We start from the raw sequence: 15,896 nt of genomic DNA, 5'->3' as shown, positions 1-15,896 counted from the left end.
TTCTTTTTTTCTCTTTTTTCTTTTCAAAAAATTAATCTTTAATTTTTAATACCAATCCACCATGCCGAATTTCATCATTAAAACACACCAAAAAAATGCAGTTTACAGAGCAAACCAAATCTTTATTCTCAACAAAGGGATGAATAGTGGAAAACCCCAAAAAGAACCTTTTACCAATAGTTTTGTAATATTATTTCAAAATGAACAAGATGCTGAAACAGTGTATTGGTTGGCTTATAGTTTATGGAAATCAAAATTTTGGTACCAATCTTTAGTTGGGTCTGTAATTCCATTTTTACGACTTCCTGATTTCAGAAACGAGTTCTGTACTAAAGCGAGGTTGATGATGCAAGAACATGATGAGCATATTAAAAATGTTGCAACTCTTAAAATTTTAGAGCAAAAAGAAAAGCAATTTCACGAAAACATAAATCTTATAAATGAATTACGTAGAGTCATTTTACACCGGTATTGCAGTAAATAATTTAAACTTAAAGCCATTAAAAATGAAATCGTCACTAACAACTTGTTTGTTGCAAACAAACACCAATAAATATAAGGCGATAACATATCTGACCGCTAAAAATTAAACTATACATATATGAAACTTTTTATTTTATATCAAACCGATAATTGGAAAAGCAAAGCTTCTAGAATATGCTTTGGAGTTTTTGACACTAGAGCTAAAGCGAATGAAAGCGCAAAATGGCAGGAGCTTTCCAACTCCAATTCTAAAGTTGTTGTTCTGGAGATAACATTGAATATTTTCGAAGAAATCTAAAACCAAAAAAGCCCATTCCTTGCGGAATGGGCTCAGTATGATCTAATTCAAAGGTCACCACAACTGGAATTAGACTATTTTTTGTGCTTCTTAATGAAAAATTTGAGAATCAAAGATATTGTAAAACTAACAAACGCACCAACAGAAGCTAGTACAACCGTTTTCAAAACATCTTCCGAATGCAAATTCGGTAATACACTTAAAAATGTACCGCCAGCGGTACCCATAAATGTATGATTACTTGCCTGCATTACTTCTCTCCTCCGTTGTCGTCAATTGGCTAACTGCAGATAGAACACCTCCCGCCACAGCCAAATAACCTCCTACCGTAGTTATCAGAACTGGCAATGCAATTGGTGCAGCTAAAATAGTTCCTCCGACAGCTGCCAATGCCAAACCAATATTTCGAAGCACTTTGAAAAATTTTGGTGTTGGAGTTTTCACTCTTTTTATAATATTCATAATTAGATTTTTAAGATGAAACAATCAATCCTATACTTTCTCTGGTCTCTAATGATTTATAGACTAAATCTTTTAACTTTTTAAAAGATTTTCGAGACATTAAACCTAAACCAGGTCCAGAAATTTTAGTTACTGTAGCAATACATCCATTTAACTCTTTTTGAGCATTGTTGGCAGGATGAAATAAAATCAAACTTCTATTTTCTACATCCAAAATCTCCAAATGCCACTGGAATTTTTTACTATATCGCTTTTTTATAAAATATTTCCCTTCTGGAATGCAGGAAACCTTCGTTTCGTTATCCTTCCAAGGTAATTCAATGGTATTACAAATGAATTTACCCTCGCATTCGAGTTTACCATTAGTTCCATCGGGGAAATAAGTTCTGGTTATCGTGATAACCATTATACGCCACTATCTACTTTCACAATTGATAATGGGTTGTAAGAGCCATTTTTTAATGGATACATGTGCCCATTCACCTCTTGATAAAACTCAATACCCAAAGCCAGAAACAAAGGTTTTGTGCTTGCTGGAGTAACCGGATTGGAATGGTTTATGGCATCCGACGGGTTTATATCCCAAGGTACAATATCACTTTCTGAATTTGAAACTACAAAAGTTTCTGCTTCAAAATCAATTTCTGCCCCAGCTGAAATGACTTTAAAATGAGAAGTACCACTAGGTGCCGCAATCATTTTCGATGGGATAAATGAAGCTAAATCAACAATAATAGCACCAGTAACACGGTCAATAGATGCAACAAAAGGAGCAAATAAACTGGTGCCTAGTTTACCTCTAATATTGAATTCAAAACCTGCTAAAAGTTCCGCTTCACCATCAAGAACATTTCGCAATCCTCTTACACTTACTGCATCAGCTTGAATAACTTTAATCATTTGTTGCGTCAAACGACTTACCATTCTTCCATCAGCTGAATTTATTAAAACAGCTCTCAATGCCGTTCTTAAAATTTTACCGGCCTTCCCTGCTCTACCAAATTCGGATCCGTTCTCACGCGTTCTTTGAAACGCTGGATCATTGGCAATTCTATTGGCGTCAATACCGCCTTTTTCTCTTGCCAAATGACCATCTTGCGTTTTGTAAAAAGTAATATCTCCGATTGTACCTTTTAATTTGATTATGCCTTTCTGTCTTGCCATAATTCCTTAACTTTTTGATTAATAATCGTTTTCATATTTCACTTTCATTTCGATAATCGTTGCAACTAAATCCCGAATGATTTAAACAAAGTTTCAGGTATTAAAATTACAATTCAAACACAAGACATTAGAAACCAAATAAAAACATATAAAATCGACTAAAATAACATGCGATATTTATCAGAAATTATTTAGATTTGTAATAACTCCCAAAGGTTAGGCAAACCCTAGTCAAAGGCATAGTTAAAGCATTAAAACTTAAAAAAGTGATACCAAGCAACACGAGGGTATGTATATATCCAAAAGACGTGCAGCGCATCATGGGAAAGGAATATGCTCAGGCAAGATTATATTTATTGAAGATAAAAAAACATCTAAATAAAGAGCCTTATCAGTTAATCGCGATAGAGGAATTTTGTGAGTATACAGGGCTTAAAATCGAACATGTGGTGCGATGTATAGTTGGATAACAATTGAACAGCTAAGAGTCTGTAATCCATTCGAAACCAATCAAAACTAGTTCAAAATTTAGTATGATATTAAGTAAATAATTTGGTAATATTCTCGATAATCATTAAATTTACATCATAAGATTAGATGTTTTTTGCAGTTCAGATGCAAAATCGAGACCCTGTTTTTCAAAATAACACAATACGTTATATATCAAAGGCTTAGCAAGACGGTTCGAATCCTGCTCTCCCCACTAAAACTCTTCAAGCAATTGAAGAGTTTTTTTATTTACCCTAATTGTTACTTTTATTACATTTACTATTGGAGTCAATTCAAAAAAAATTCCATCTCATTTTATCTGAGATGGAATTTTTTTGAATATAATTTTTAGCTTATTTATTCTAAAATAAAACTTACAGTTACATTAGCAGTAATATTGATTTCTCCTACCGCTAAAGTTTCTCTTGGCGCACTTGCATCACTCCTTTCCATTGTTTTCATTGCTGCATACATTGGTTGCGGATAATACGTTTGTGAATTATCAGATATAGTCATAGCGCGTCCTACTTTTTGTCCTAAAACGGAAACATAATCTTCCGCTTTCAGTTTCGCATCTTTCATAGCTAATTTTCTAGCCTCAGATTGATATTGCGCTAATTTTGAAGATTGAAAAGTAACATTGTCAATTCTATTAATTCCTTCATTTACCAATCCTTCCATCAGTTCATCATATTTTGATAAATCTCTCAAAAGAATTTCAATGGTTTGAGTAGCATTATAGCTGTGTTTCTTTTTTTCATAATCGTATTGTGGATTCAATGAAACACGTTGCGTTTTATAATCTGCCGGTGCCAAGTTCATTTTTTTAATAAACTTTAAAACAGCATCAATCTTTTCATCATTTTGTTTTTTTACATCTTTAGCATTATTCCCTTTTGTCTCAACAGTTACTGCTATAGTAGCTTGATCCGGAACAACCTTTACTTTACCTTCTCCGTTTACATTTATTTGAGGAATTTGCTTCACTTCCTGTCCATAAGACATAGAAACAAATAGAATAGACAGAATCAATAGTGCTTTTTTCATTTTTATATAATTTAATTGTTTGTACTAATTCCTTTTCAAAAGTTATGCCATTATAGTTTTCCCATTTTTTCCATCACGAAAAGAATGACTATTGGAATAGCCAATAATATCACCATCAAAGTATGGTCTACTAACAAAGTAGGTTCTTTTAGTAAAGTAATCAAATAACCTCCTACTGCGCCTCCAAAATGAGCCGTATGTCCAATATTATCATTCTTAGCCTTCATTCCATAAATAGAATACAATAAATAAAGGATTCCAAAAATGTAAGCAGGCATTGGAATAATAAAAAAGATGCCCAACATCATATCAGGCTGCAGCAATATTGCCGAATATAAAACTCCTGTTACTGCTCCAGAGGCTCCTACAGCCCTGTAACCATAATCATTTTTATGAAAAACCATGGTCAATAAACTTCCAAAAATCAAACTTCCAAAATAGACAAGTATAAAGGAAAAATCACCTAAATAACTAATAACTACTGGAGCAAAAAACCAAAGTGTCAACATATTAAAAATCAAATGGGTCATGTCAGCATGAAGAAAACCAGAGGATAACATTCTAATTTGTTCTCCTGAACGAATACTTCCAATATGGAATTCATATTTTCTAAAAAAAGAAAGGTCATTAAACCCTTTGTAACTAATTAAAACATTTACTACAATTATTGCTATTAAAACGGTATTCATACAGTATATTTATTGTGAATTGTAAAGATAGTCATTCTCAAATACGGATACAGTAAGCTGCCAAAATTTATATCATTCTACATTTTTGACTTATATTTGCAAGAAAAATAACGGCATGCAATTTCTTGTTTTTATCTTAACCTTTCCGTTTTTATGGATTATTTCCATTCTTCCATTTAGGGTTTTCTATTGGTTTTCTGATTTTATCTATTTAATTGTTTATTATATCATTGGCTATCGCAAAAAAACCGTAAGGGAAAATTTAGCTATGGCATTACCTCATCTTAGTGCCGAGGAACGCCATATCATCGAAAAGAAATCATACCATCATTTATGCGATATGTTTATGGAAATGATAAAAACCATGACCATTTCATCGGAAGAAATGAACAAAAGATTTACAATAACAAATCTGGAAGTCATTCAAGAATATGAAAAAAAAGGAAAAAGCATTATGCTTATTGCCTCTCATTATGCAAGTTGGGAATGGCTGATTACATTGAATCAAAAAATATCTTTTCGCGGTGTAGCCGTTTATAAAAAATTAGCCAATACCTATTTTGACAAACTCGTTAGGGACATTCGTTCAAAATATAACACTGAATTAGTTCCTACTAGCAAGACAATTCCATTGATTGCTCACAATCAAAAAAATAATATTCATTGTGTATATGGATTAGCAAGTGATCAATCCCCAAAAGCGGATAGAATATTTCACTGGAAGAGTTTTATGGGTATTGAAGTTCCAGTGCACACAGGACCTGAAATGTTAGCAAAAAAATATGATATGACCATTGTTTTTGCAAAAGTCAAAAAGGTAAAAAGAGGATATTATGAACTTACAATAATCCCAATTAGTGACAATCCCAACTCCGTTCCTAATTTTGGAATTACAGATGCGTACATTAAGGAAGTAGAAAAACAAATTCTGGAAGCTCCTGAATATTATTTTTGGACGCATAAAAGATGGAAACACAGAAGATAGTATTCAGTCGCAGTTTTCAGTTTAAAAAAAATGCTTATTCAAAAAAGGTTACTGTTTTTGAATAAGCATTTTTTATTTAGTTGTTTTAAAACTGCAACTTCTATAAAGAGAACCAGTTTTTTACCAATTCATCCTCTAGAGGTTGAGCATTCTTATTTATGAACTCATTGGTAGCCGAATTATAATCATAATCCAAAGCCCAAGTTTTATGGTTTTCGGCCAATGCTTTTATTCCCTTACAAACAAATTCAATTTCAGCATTTGTAGTTGTTGGATGAATAGACATTCTAATCCAACCCGGTTTTCTAATTAAATCTCCAAGCGTAATTTCGTCAATTAATTTGTGGGAAGTTTCTTGGTCAACATGTAATAAAAAGTGTCCGTAAGTTCCCGCACAACTGCAACCGCCACGAGTTTGAATTCCGAATTTATCATTCAGCAATTTTACACCTAAATTAAAATGTAAATCTTCCACAAAGAAAGAAATCACCCCTAACCTGTCCTGATGCTGTCCTGCAAGAATTTTAATATTGGAAATAGTTCCTAATTCAGAGAAAATATAATCTACGATTTCGTGCTCTCTTTTTAAGATGTTTTCAATCCCCATTTGCTCTTTCAACTGAATAGCCAATGCGGTTTTTATGACCTGAAGAAAACCCGGAGTACCACCATCTTCCCTATCTTCAATATTATCGATGTATTTATGTTCTCCCCATGGATTCGTCCAACTTACCGTTCCGCCACCTGGATTATCAGGAACTAAATTTTGATATAATTTTTTATTAAATACTAAAACGCCACAAGTTCCAGGTCCGCCAAGGAATTTATGAGGCGAAAAGAAAATGGCATCCAAATAACTTTCAATATCTTCAGGATGCATGTCGATTTTCACGTAAGGTCCTGAACAAGCAAAATCCACGAAACAAAGTCCGTTATGTTGATGCATTATTTTTGCCACGTCATGATACGGAGTTCTGATTCCCGTAACATTCGAACACGAGGTAATAGAAGCGATTTTAAAAGGTCGTTCCTTATATTTTTCTAATAAAAGTTCTAGATTTTCAATGCTGAACAATCCATCTTCCGTTGAAGGAATAACTTCAACATCAGCAATAGTTTCCAGCCAAGACGTTTGATTGGAATGGTGTTCCATGTGCGAAATAAAAACAATTGGTTTCTTTTCGGCTGGAATAGTGATGAAATTTTTTAAGTTTTCAGGCACTTTTAAACCCAATATTCGTTGAAATTTATTGACAACGCCTGTCATTCCTGTTCCGTCAGTAATCAAAACATCATCAGCACTCGCATTCACATGATGTTTGATAATATGGCGCGCCTGATGATACGCTTTAGTCATGGCAGTTCCGGAAACTGTAGTTTCGGTATGGGTATTGGCCACAAAAGGACCAAATTGATTCATTAATTTTTCCTCAATAGGACGATACAAACGACCACTGGCTGTCCAATCTGTATAAATGATTTGTTTGTGTCCGTAAGGAGATTCAAACTCTTGATCTATTCCGATTATGTTATCGCGAAACTGTTGAAAGTATTGCTCTAATTGTGTTGGCGCTTCTTTGGTAATCATTGTATGTCTAATTTGGGTTCAAAGATATTGATTTTCTTGGTATTTCTGAAATTAGAAACTTATTTGGAGGATCAGTTATGAAATTCGGTAATGCAATTTTCTAATACTTCCAAAAAAAAACCATTTTTCCAAATTTAGCCCCGGTTGCAGTGAAAATCCTTTTCCTTTTTTCTTTAAAAAGGAAAAGATTGCAACGGAAAACGGGAACGATATTTCTGAAAAAGCATCAATAACTTGCTCCAGAAATGGAAACAAATTTGGCTTAAAAAAAATCCTTTCAAAAGTTTACACTCTGAAAGGATTTTTATTTTAGAACTGTTTGGTTTATAAATCAAATCCTAATGAGAATTGAAACACTCTGTTTTGAGCTTTGCCTTCATCATATAAATCTCCTAAACCTAAATGATAGCGCACTCCAAAACTGATACCGGAATCCGTTTTAAATCCTCCTCCAAAATTCATTCCCCAATCAAAATTATTAGGGTCATATTCTTGTGAACTACTAAAAAGTCCATCGTATTCTTCTTTGTGTGAAACTGCTAATCCAATTTGTGGACCCGCTTCCAAAAAGAAATTTTTAGAAGGATAGGCTTTAAGCATTAATGGTAAGTTTATGTAATCTAACTTTTGCGTGAAAGTCCCACTGCTATTTGTAATTTCGTATCCTTGTTGCGAATACATTAATTCAGGTTGAATAGAAAAGCTTTCGCTAATAAAAGACTCGCCATAAACTCCTATATGAAAACCGTGTCGTTGTTCTGTTTCTCCATCTCCGTCAAAACTTACGGCTGCTAAATTATAACCTCCTTTTATTCCTCCATTCGATTTAGGAATAGTATTGTCCTGTGCATTCATTGTTGTTATTACACCAAAGAATAAAGCTATTGTTATCAGTTTTATTTTCATCTTTTTTGTTTTTTTATTATTCAAATTCTACTTTTATTTCCCTCCATTGGCACGAAGATCAGCAATACATTGCGCATCTAATTGTGGAGCTGCACCGCCTGAAACCATATTAGAAATACCACCACCAGTTTCTGAAGACCAATACATTAAACACGTTTTTTCAATACAATGTTTTGGATGTTCTGCATCTTCGTGATTGCTTTGTAAGGCTGTACCAAGATTTGTCAATCCAAGAATATGTCCGAATTCATGGGTAATCACTGTTGTTTCCAATAAACTTCTGCTTGGTTCAAATGGACTGTCGCTTAAAGCTTGAAGCGTTTGTTCATAAATAACAAAAGAAGTGTTTCTGTAAGCCGTTCCAAGAATAACTGATGTATCAGTGTCTTTTGAAGATTTACCATCTGTAAAAAATGCCCAAACAGCTATTTCATCAGCATTGTTATATTTTGTTCTGTTCGCATCTTCAATACTTATAATCTCTGCATCAGTATATGGTGAATTCCCTGGTGATGGTATAGAACGTTTTATAACACTAATGCCGTTTGGTTTATATGTTCTTGCTGTCAGAAAGTTTACAAAATTATTGATAGCAGTACTGCTTGGTTCAAAACCCGCTACATACACCACTTCAATAACCATACTTTTGAACTTTTTATCAGATAGCAAATAGTTCGAAGAACTTCCCGTTTGCTGTTTATTCGTATTAGGATTTATTGCAACTGGATTATCTAAGGGATCATCTTCTTTTGAACAGGATGCTACTGAGAGGAACAAACCAATCATTAATAGAGAAATTACTTTTTTCATTATTATATTTATTATTAAGTTCATTTATATAAGAACAGCTACACTATTTTAGGCAGCTGTTCTTACTAAACTACCAACTTAAATCCAGCTATATTTGTTTCAATACTAATGTTACTGCTGCATTAGTAGAGCTTTGCAATGTGATTGTCGAAGCAGTAAAACTTGTTACTTTCCATGAATTATTCAATAAAGTAAATGAAGCATTACCTGAAAAATTAAGTTTTAGAAAAACATCTAATTCCGAGCTTACCGCATAAGTTCCATTTACAGTTGTATTTACTAGATTTACAGCAGTTATCGATAAATTATTTGCAAAATCAATCGTAAAATCTTTATAACTCGTTGCTGAATTTACTCCTGCACTTATATAAGAATCCACTTTAAACTTTCCGTTAACTAAAATCGTTTCCAACTTTTTTCCGTTTTGAACAGCTGCTGCTATCGCTGCTTCTGTTTTTAAAGATGCACTGATGGCTGCTTGCAATTCAGCGTCACTGGAAATCGTCATTTTTGTTCCATCCGCAATTGTCACTGAAATTGGATAGTTTACTGAAAATAATTCCGTGCTGCTTACATTAGACATATACGCATATAATTGTTGTTCGGATGTGATGACAACACTACCTGTTTGTTGTAAACTTAAATTATACGTTAAAATTGTAATTGGGAAGCTGATATTTACTGACGAAATAGCATCTTGACTAGAAGCTTCAGCTGATGTACATGCATTAAGAATCGCATTATACTCAGTTTGATTAGCAACAGTAACCTCTGTATAATTACTTAATTTAACTTTGAAAGGAAATTGTAATACAACTGTATCTTGGTCATTGTTAAACTGTCCAAAAATAGAAATAACTTGTTGGTAGTCTAATTGACTTAGAATAGAAACCTGAACTCCGTTTACTTTAGCAGTAACAGGTAACAAAATTGAAGAACAAGATGCTCCATCCAAAAAATCATCAAATGAACCATCGTACATCGAAGTACGTTTCAGATTAGTTGTTGTAGTTGAATTAGCCGAATTTGTATTTGGATTTTCTCCTTGTACATCATCAACTTCACTTTGGCATGATGTAAAACCTAAGATAGCCATCAATGCAATTCCTGTAACAATTTTTAATTTTTTCATAATTTTCAAATTTAATGTATTTTTATATTTACAAGCGATGTTTTTAGCGCCTTTCTGTTAGTAAGACAACTACGTTTGTTTTTACCCTACGGAAATTTTAAAAAAAATATAAATTTTTACAAAAAAATTCGTAAAATACTAAAAATCAAATAATTAAAATTTAAAATATTTTTCATAAAAAAGCAATTCTAATTATCACAATTGCTTTTTGAAAAAATAATTTACATTTACAACCTACAAAAAATGAATTAATACTCAATGAGCGACGAAAAAAGTACCCTTTGCGAAGAAAATCACTTTAGAGACTTTTACTTAAAGCACGTGCAATCAGCAAATAATTTTGCGTATTACAAATGTGGTGATGATGAAGCTGCATTAGATTTGGTTCAAGATGCGTTTACCAAAATTTGGGAGAATTGCTCCAAGATTGACTTTAGTAAAGTCAAAACGTATTTGTTTACCAGCATTAATAATTTATTTCTAAACAACATAAAGCATCAAAAAGTGGTATTAAAATATGCCAAAGATGCGCCTAACTTAGATACCAATAATCAAAGTCCCGAATATTTATTTGAAGAAGAAGAATTCAAACAAAAACTCACCAAAGCAATCGCATCATTAAGTGAAACACAACGGGAAGTATTTTTATTGAATCGAATAGAGGGAAAAAAGTATCGGGAAATAGCTGAATTACTCGATATTTCTCAAAAAACGGTAGAAAAAAGAATGTCTGGAGCACTCCAAATTTTAAAAGCCCAAATAGAAAATTTATAATTAATCATTTAGCTGTAGGGTAATTTAAAAGTTAGTTGTCTTATAAACATAGAGATATAAAATGAAAAACGAAAAAGAGATATTAAAATGGTTAAATAATGAGCTTTCAAGCCAAGAAATTGAAGATTTAAAACAATCTGAAGATTTGCAAACACTTGAAAAGATTGCTCATTATGCATCACAATTGGAAGCTCCAAAAGTAGATGCACACGCTGCTTTGGAAGCTTTTAAGACGCGAAACCATTCTAAAAAGAAAACAAAAGTCAGAACTTTAAACTTTAAGACATTCTATAAAGTTGCTGCTATTTTAGTCGTAATGTTAACCTCTGCTTATTTCTTGTTTTTTAATAACATTACCTCTTTCGAAACTCAAATAGCGCAAACAAAAACTGTTACGCTTCCTGATAATTCTGAAGTGATATTAAACTCCGCTTCAAAATTAAGTTTTAACGAAAAAAAATGGGCTGACAAAAGAGCTTTAACATTAGAAGGAGAAGCTTTTTTCAAAGTGCAAAAAGGGCAAACATTTAGTGTAAACACAACTGCGGGTGTCGTTACCGTTTTAGGCACACAATTTAACGTAAAAGAACGCAAAAACTATTTTGAAGTAAATTGTTACGAAGGTTTGGTGAGTGTAACGTATAACAATGAAACCATTAAATTACCTCCCGGAAAAACATTCCGAGTTATAAATGGGATTATCGAAAATGTTGAAGATTTTAACGCCCAAAATCCTTCGTGGATGCAACAAGAATCAAGTTTTAATAAGATTCCTTTAAATCAGGTTATTGCAGAATTAGAGCGTCAATACGATATTAAAATTAAAGTGGAAGGTGTCGATACTTCAAAACTCTTTACAGGAAGTTTTACACATACTAATAAAGAAATAGCGCTTCAAGCAGTAACAATTCCGCTTAAATTAAGCTACAAGATTCAAGGCAAAACCATTATATTTTACAACTATGGTGTTAAATAAATGGCTGATTTCTCTGTTACTTTGTATTGGCAGTATTTGTTACGGACAAAATACAACTAAAAAAACACCTTTAAGTGAGGTTATTGTTTCCCTCGAAAAACAATTTAATATCAAGTTTTCGTATGCAGTTGAAGATGTAGCCACAATTAAAATTGACAAACCGAATGCTACTTTTACATTACAAGAAACAATTGATTATCTAAACTCGAAAACACTTTTAAATTTCAAAGCTTTAGACGATCGATATGTTACCGTTTCTGTTTTAAACAAAACAATATCGGTTTGCGGAATTGTTTTATCCGATGAAAAGAAATCTCGTTTAGTTGGCGCTTCTGTACTTGTAAACAACATTGGAAGAAGCACAATCACAGATAAAAACGGTACATTTAGCCTGCAAAATATTCCGATTAATGCAACGCTGACCATTTCCTATTTGGGTTTTGAATCCAGACAATTTTCTGCTAACGAATTGTTTTCTGCACAAAACAATTGCAAAGACATTGTTCTTTCCACAAAAAACGAAGAGTTAAATCAGGTCCTGATAAATGTTTATTTGACGCCCGGATTACAAAAATACCTGGATGGAAGCACCGTTTTAAACACTAAAAAATTCGGTATTCTTCCAGGATTAATAGAACCTGACATTTTGCAATCCATTCAAGCGCTTCCCGGTGTGGAAAGCACCAATGAAAGTATTGCTAACATCAACGTGCGTGGCGGAACTAACGATCAAAATTTAGTGCTATGGGACAATATCAAAATGTATCATTCTGGTCATTTTTTCGGGTTGATTTCTGCTTACAATCCTAATCTTACCAATAAAGTTATTGTTGGTAAAAATGGAACAAGCGCTGAATACAGCGATGGCGTTTCCAGTACTATAAATATGCAAACAAAAGACCTGATTTCAAATATATTTTCCGGTGGCGCAGGAATTAATTTAATTAGCACCGATGCGTTTTTAGAAATTCCACTAACTAAAAAATTAGAACTTCATATTTCGGGACGTCGCTCCATTACTGATTTGTTTAAATCTCCTACGTACACTAAATACTTTGATCGTAGTTTTCAGGATACCGAAATCAATGCCGATAGTGACCAGAATAATACAACTTCTGATTTTTATTTTTATGATTACACCGCTAAATTACTTTTTGATTTGAATGAAAAACATCAATTCAGAGCAAATATTATTGGCATCAATAACGCTTTGGATTATTCAGAAATCGGACTTTCAAGTTCTAATGAAACTCAATCTAAAACCAGTACTTTATCCCAGAAAAACATGGGTTACGGAGGAAACTGGAAAGCACAATGGAATTCAAAATTAAGTTCAAACTTCATCACGTACTTTTCCAAATATAATATTGACGCAGCGGATTACAGAGTGGAAACAGATCAGCTTTTAACCGAAGCAAATGAGGTGCTCGAAACGGGAGCTAAGCTCAATACACATTACAAAACTAATGACAACTTAAATTTCTTGTTTGGGTATCAATTCAATGAAACGGGGATGTTAAATCAAACTACCGTTAGCGCTCCGTTTTACTCTAGTACTATAAAAGATGTTTTATTAAATCACGCCTTATTTTCTGAGGTTGAATATAATAAAAAAAACACTTATTTAAGAGTTGGATTGCGTTTGAATTATTTTCAAAAATTCGAAAAGCTTTTGGTTGAGCCAAGAATAAACATTCGACAAAAATTATCTGATCAATTTGCTTTAAAATTAGAAGGAGAATTCAAAAATCAATCTACTACTCAAATAGTAGATTTTGAAGATGATTTTTTAGGTGTCGAAAAAAGGCGTTGGGTTTTAGTCAACGATAAAGATATCCCAATTGCAACGAGTAAGCAAGGTTCTTTTGGTGTAGAATTCAATAATGACAAATTAAATATTGAGGCTACCGGTTTTTATAAAATTGTTGACGGCATTACAGCTTCTAATCAGGGTTTTTATAACAGTTTTCAGTATACTACCGCAAATGGAAGTTACACCGCCAAAGGTTTAGAATTTTTAGCTAATAAAACAGCCCTTCACTACAGCATTTGGATAAGTTATACGTTTAGTACAAATAATTATGAATTTGATACTTTTACCCCATCCACTTTTCCTAATAATGTAGATATAAGGCATTCTTTATCAATTGGTTTCTATTACAATATTTTTAAAAATCTAAAAATAGCGATTGGTGGTATTTATAGAAATGGACAACCGTATACAAAACCAATTGGAGGCAATGAAACCGAGCAAAACGGAAATAACACTTTAGTGAATTATGATTCTCCAAACAGTGAAAACCTCGATGATTTCATGCGATTAGACGCTTCCATAAATTACAATTTCAATCTCTTGAAATCTATCAAAGCTTCGGTTAATGCCGGTGTAATTAATGCTACCAATCAAAATAATGTTATAAATCGCTATTACAAAGTCAATCCAAATAACCCAAATGATGCCGTTCAAGTTGATAATAAATCACTAGGCTTAACGCCAAATGTAAGTTTTCGAGTGAATTTTTAATTCCAATTTATACCGTATTATAAAACATAAAACCCTTTCAAATTCTATTTTGAAAGGGTTCCTTTTATATTAAAGCATAAAATTAAATTCCAGCTATTGCTTTTATTTCATCAATGATTCGTAGTGCCAAAGCATCTGCTTTTTCTTGTGAAGCCGCTTCGGTATAAATACGAATGATTGGCTCCGTATTTGATTTTCTTAAATGAACCCAATTTTCAGCAAAATCAATTTTCACACCGTCAATGGTTGTAATATCTTCATTTTTGTATTTCTCTGTCATGGCAACAAGAATGGCATCCACATCAATTTGTGGTGTCAATTCTATTTTGTTTTTACTCATGTAATATTCGGGATACGAAGCACGCAAAGCCGAAACCGTCATTTTTTTGTTGGCCAAATGCGTTAAAAACAGCGCCACTCCTACCAAACTATCCCGACCGTAATGCAATTCCGGATAAATGATTCCGCCGTTTCCTTCACCACCTATTACTGCATTATTCTTTTTCATCAATTCCACTACGTTTACTTCACCCACGGCACTGGCTTCATAGCTTCCGTTATGCCCATTAGTCACATCACGCAAGGCACGGGAAGAAGACATATTCGAAACCGTATTTCCTGGTGTTTTACTCAAAACATAATCGGCGCAAGCCACCAAAGTGTATTCTTCTCCAAACATTTCTCCGTCTTCACAAATGAAAGCCAAACGATCAACATCAGGATCTACCACAATTCCTAAATCAGCTTTTTCTTTAACTACTAACTCTGAAATATCTGTCAAATGTTCTTTCAACGGTTCAGGATTGTGAGGAAAATGTCCGTTGGGTTCGCAGTATAATTCTACTACTTCAACGCCCATTAATGCCAGTAATCTTGGGATGATAATTCCTCCAGAAGAATTCACGCCATCAACAACCACTTTAAATTTAGCTGCTTTTACTGCATCAACATCTACCAAAGGCAAATTCAATACTTCATCAATATGAATATCCATGTAAGCGTCATTAATCATAATTTCTCCCAAATCATCCACATCTGAGAAATCAAAAGCTTCCGCTTCCGCAATTTCAAGAATTTTTAATCCTTCTTCTCCATTTAGGAATTCTCCTTTCTCGTTCAATAATTTCAAGGCATTCCATTGTTTTGGATTATGTGACGCAGTGAGGATAATACCACCTTCGGCTTTTTCTAACGGAACAGCAACTTCAACCGTTGGCGTTGTTGAAAGACCTAAATCAATCACGTCAATTCCTAAACCAATTAAAGTATTTACTACCAAATTGTGAATCATGGGTCCCGAAATACGGGCGTCACGACCTACAACAACAGTAATTTTTTCTTTTCCGATATATTTTTTCAACCAAGTTCCGTACGCCGCGGCAAATTTAACCGCATCAACAGGTGTCAGGTTATCTCCTACTTTACCTCCTATTGTTCCACGTATTCCCGATATTGATTTTATTAAAGTCATTGATTATTATTTTAAATTTTGAATTATAAAGTATAAATTGCTTACAAATATAATAATTGACAGTTTATAAAAGTCATTTAGAATTCAAAATTAACCAT

16 protein-coding genes are annotated in these 15,896 nt (G+C 33.2%); 6 read left to right on the top strand and 10 right to left on the bottom strand.

The window, feature by feature from the left end:
* The first annotated feature begins 61 nt into the window (after window positions 1-61).
* Window positions 62-484: a DUF6943 family protein gene (locus BMX64_RS07090; protein WP_091169219.1), complete on the top strand. Its 423-nt coding sequence runs from the start codon at window positions 62-64 to the stop codon at window positions 482-484.
* 117 nt (window positions 485-601) lie between these two features.
* Window positions 602-781, top strand: coding sequence for a hypothetical protein (locus BMX64_RS07085; protein ID WP_091169215.1), 180 nt, complete (start codon window positions 602-604; stop codon window positions 779-781).
* A 237-nt stretch (window positions 782-1,018) separates the two neighbouring features.
* Here the strand turns inward: BMX64_RS07085 and BMX64_RS07075 are convergent, their stop codons facing one another.
* The 5 genes from BMX64_RS07075 to BMX64_RS07050 all read right to left on the bottom strand — a co-directional run bounded on the left by BMX64_RS07075 (window position 1,019) and on the right by BMX64_RS07050 (window position 4,632).
* Window positions 1,019-1,243 carry a hypothetical protein gene (locus BMX64_RS07075; protein WP_091169212.1) on the bottom strand — a complete coding sequence of 75 codons (225 nt, stop codon included), beginning with the start codon at window positions 1,241-1,243 and terminating at the stop codon, window positions 1,019-1,021.
* A 10-nt stretch (window positions 1,244-1,253) separates the two neighbouring features.
* Entirely contained in the window at window positions 1,254-1,649 is a 396-nt protein-coding gene (locus BMX64_RS07070) for a DUF5675 family protein (protein WP_091169209.1), read from the bottom strand.
* Window positions 1,649-2,407, bottom strand: coding sequence for a hypothetical protein (locus BMX64_RS07065; RefSeq protein ID WP_091169205.1), 759 nt, complete (start codon window positions 2,405-2,407; stop codon window positions 1,649-1,651). Before BMX64_RS07065 ends, BMX64_RS07070 begins: the two co-directional genes overlap by 1 nt.
* Before the next feature lie 846 nt (window positions 2,408-3,253).
* Window positions 3,254-3,943, bottom strand: coding sequence for an SIMPL domain-containing protein (locus tag BMX64_RS07055; RefSeq protein ID WP_091169197.1), 690 nt, complete (start codon window positions 3,941-3,943; stop codon window positions 3,254-3,256).
* A 50-nt stretch (window positions 3,944-3,993) separates the two neighbouring features.
* Entirely contained in the window at window positions 3,994-4,632 is a 639-nt protein-coding gene (locus BMX64_RS07050; RefSeq protein WP_091169194.1) for a rhomboid family intramembrane serine protease, read from the bottom strand.
* 115 nt (window positions 4,633-4,747) lie between these two features.
* Here BMX64_RS07050 and BMX64_RS07045 point away from each other — a divergent pair, with 115 nt between their 5' ends.
* Complete coding sequence (locus BMX64_RS07045; protein WP_091169190.1) at window positions 4,748-5,617, top strand: lysophospholipid acyltransferase family protein; 870 nt, start codon at window positions 4,748-4,750, stop codon at window positions 5,615-5,617.
* A 100-nt stretch (window positions 5,618-5,717) separates the two neighbouring features.
* Here the strand turns inward: BMX64_RS07045 and BMX64_RS07040 are convergent, their stop codons facing one another.
* The 4 genes from BMX64_RS07040 to BMX64_RS07020 form a co-directional block, all read right to left on the bottom strand.
* The gene (locus BMX64_RS07040) at window positions 5,718-7,205 is read right to left on the bottom strand and encodes an aminotransferase class V-fold PLP-dependent enzyme (protein ID WP_091169186.1); all 1,488 of its coding nucleotides are present in this window, start codon (window positions 7,203-7,205) and stop codon (window positions 5,718-5,720) included.
* Window positions 7,206-7,529: 324 nt separating this feature from the next.
* Window positions 7,530-8,111 carry a porin family protein gene (locus BMX64_RS07030; RefSeq protein WP_091169180.1) on the bottom strand — a complete coding sequence of 194 codons (582 nt, stop codon included), beginning with the start codon at window positions 8,109-8,111 and terminating at the stop codon, window positions 7,530-7,532.
* A gap of 33 nt (window positions 8,112-8,144) precedes the next feature.
* On the bottom strand, window positions 8,145-8,921 hold the full coding sequence (locus BMX64_RS07025; protein ID WP_091169176.1) for a membrane metalloprotease: 777 nt from the start codon (window positions 8,919-8,921) through the stop codon (window positions 8,145-8,147).
* 88 nt (window positions 8,922-9,009) lie between these two features.
* Window positions 9,010-10,053 carry a hypothetical protein gene (locus BMX64_RS07020; protein ID WP_091169170.1) on the bottom strand — a complete coding sequence of 348 codons (1,044 nt, stop codon included), beginning with the start codon at window positions 10,051-10,053 and terminating at the stop codon, window positions 9,010-9,012.
* Between the two features lie 258 nt (window positions 10,054-10,311).
* On the opposite strand from BMX64_RS07020, the gene BMX64_RS07015 reads away from it, so the two are divergent.
* From BMX64_RS07015 to BMX64_RS07005, 3 genes are all read left to right on the top strand, one after another.
* Window positions 10,312-10,827: an RNA polymerase sigma factor gene (locus tag BMX64_RS07015; RefSeq protein ID WP_091169166.1), complete on the top strand. Its 516-nt coding sequence runs from the start codon at window positions 10,312-10,314 to the stop codon at window positions 10,825-10,827.
* Between the two features lie 61 nt (window positions 10,828-10,888).
* Window positions 10,889-11,803, top strand: coding sequence for a FecR family protein (locus BMX64_RS07010; RefSeq protein WP_091169162.1), 915 nt, complete (start codon window positions 10,889-10,891; stop codon window positions 11,801-11,803).
* Window positions 11,790-14,327, top strand: a complete 2,538-nt coding sequence (locus BMX64_RS07005; RefSeq protein ID WP_091169158.1) for a TonB-dependent receptor plug domain-containing protein — start codon at window positions 11,790-11,792, stop codon at window positions 14,325-14,327. The genes BMX64_RS07010 and BMX64_RS07005 overlap by 14 nt, the downstream gene beginning before the upstream one ends.
* Window positions 14,328-14,409: 82 nt before the next feature.
* On the opposite strand, the gene glmM is transcribed toward BMX64_RS07005, so the two are convergent.
* Window positions 14,410-15,798: a phosphoglucosamine mutase gene (gene glmM, locus BMX64_RS07000; protein ID WP_091169155.1), complete on the bottom strand. Its 1,389-nt coding sequence runs from the start codon at window positions 15,796-15,798 to the stop codon at window positions 14,410-14,412.
* Window positions 15,799-15,896: the final 98 nt, after the last annotated feature.

Origin of the sequence: Flavobacterium sinopsychrotolerans, from assembly GCF_900110375.1 — a bacterium.
Classification (GTDB): Bacteria; Bacteroidota; Bacteroidia; order Flavobacteriales; family Flavobacteriaceae; genus Flavobacterium; species Flavobacterium sinopsychrotolerans.
This window is presented reverse-complemented; position numbering and strand designations above follow the sequence as displayed.

Bases quoted from the DNA above. Each gene is read 5' to 3' on its own strand.
- BMX64_RS07030 (WP_091169180.1), bottom strand. From the start codon at position 8,111: ATGAAAATAAAACTGATAACAATAGCTTTATTCTTTGGTGTAATAACA.
- BMX64_RS07045 (WP_091169190.1), top strand. From the start codon at position 4,748: ATGCAATTTCTTGTTTTTATCTTAACCTTTCCGTTTTTATGGATTATT.
- BMX64_RS07010 (WP_091169162.1), top strand. From the start codon at position 10,889: ATGAAAAACGAAAAAGAGATATTAAAATGGTTAAATAATGAGCTTTCA.
- BMX64_RS07020 (WP_091169170.1), bottom strand. From the start codon at position 10,053: ATGAAAAAATTAAAAATTGTTACAGGAATTGCATTGATGGCTATCTTA.
- BMX64_RS07055 (WP_091169197.1), bottom strand. From the start codon at position 3,943: ATGAAAAAAGCACTATTGATTCTGTCTATTCTATTTGTTTCTATGTCT.
- BMX64_RS07085 (WP_091169215.1), top strand. From the start codon at position 602: ATGAAACTTTTTATTTTATATCAAACCGATAATTGGAAAAGCAAAGCT.
- glmM (WP_091169155.1), bottom strand. From the start codon at position 15,798: ATGACTTTAATAAAATCAATATCGGGAATACGTGGAACAATAGGAGGT.
- BMX64_RS07015 (WP_091169166.1), top strand. From the start codon at position 10,312: ATGAGCGACGAAAAAAGTACCCTTTGCGAAGAAAATCACTTTAGAGAC.
- BMX64_RS07090 (WP_091169219.1), top strand. From the start codon at position 62: ATGCCGAATTTCATCATTAAAACACACCAAAAAAATGCAGTTTACAGA.
- BMX64_RS07025 (WP_091169176.1), bottom strand. From the start codon at position 8,921: ATGAAAAAAGTAATTTCTCTATTAATGATTGGTTTGTTCCTCTCAGTA.
- BMX64_RS07040 (WP_091169186.1), bottom strand. From the start codon at position 7,205: ATGATTACCAAAGAAGCGCCAACACAATTAGAGCAATACTTTCAACAG.
- BMX64_RS07050 (WP_091169194.1), bottom strand. From the start codon at position 4,632: ATGAATACCGTTTTAATAGCAATAATTGTAGTAAATGTTTTAATTAGT.
- BMX64_RS07065 (WP_091169205.1), bottom strand. From the start codon at position 2,407: ATGGCAAGACAGAAAGGCATAATCAAATTAAAAGGTACAATCGGAGAT.
- BMX64_RS07005 (WP_091169158.1), top strand. From the start codon at position 11,790: ATGGTGTTAAATAAATGGCTGATTTCTCTGTTACTTTGTATTGGCAGT.
- BMX64_RS07070 (WP_091169209.1), bottom strand. From the start codon at position 1,649: ATGGTTATCACGATAACCAGAACTTATTTCCCCGATGGAACTAATGGT.
- BMX64_RS07075 (WP_091169212.1), bottom strand. From the start codon at position 1,243: ATGAATATTATAAAAAGAGTGAAAACTCCAACACCAAAATTTTTCAAA.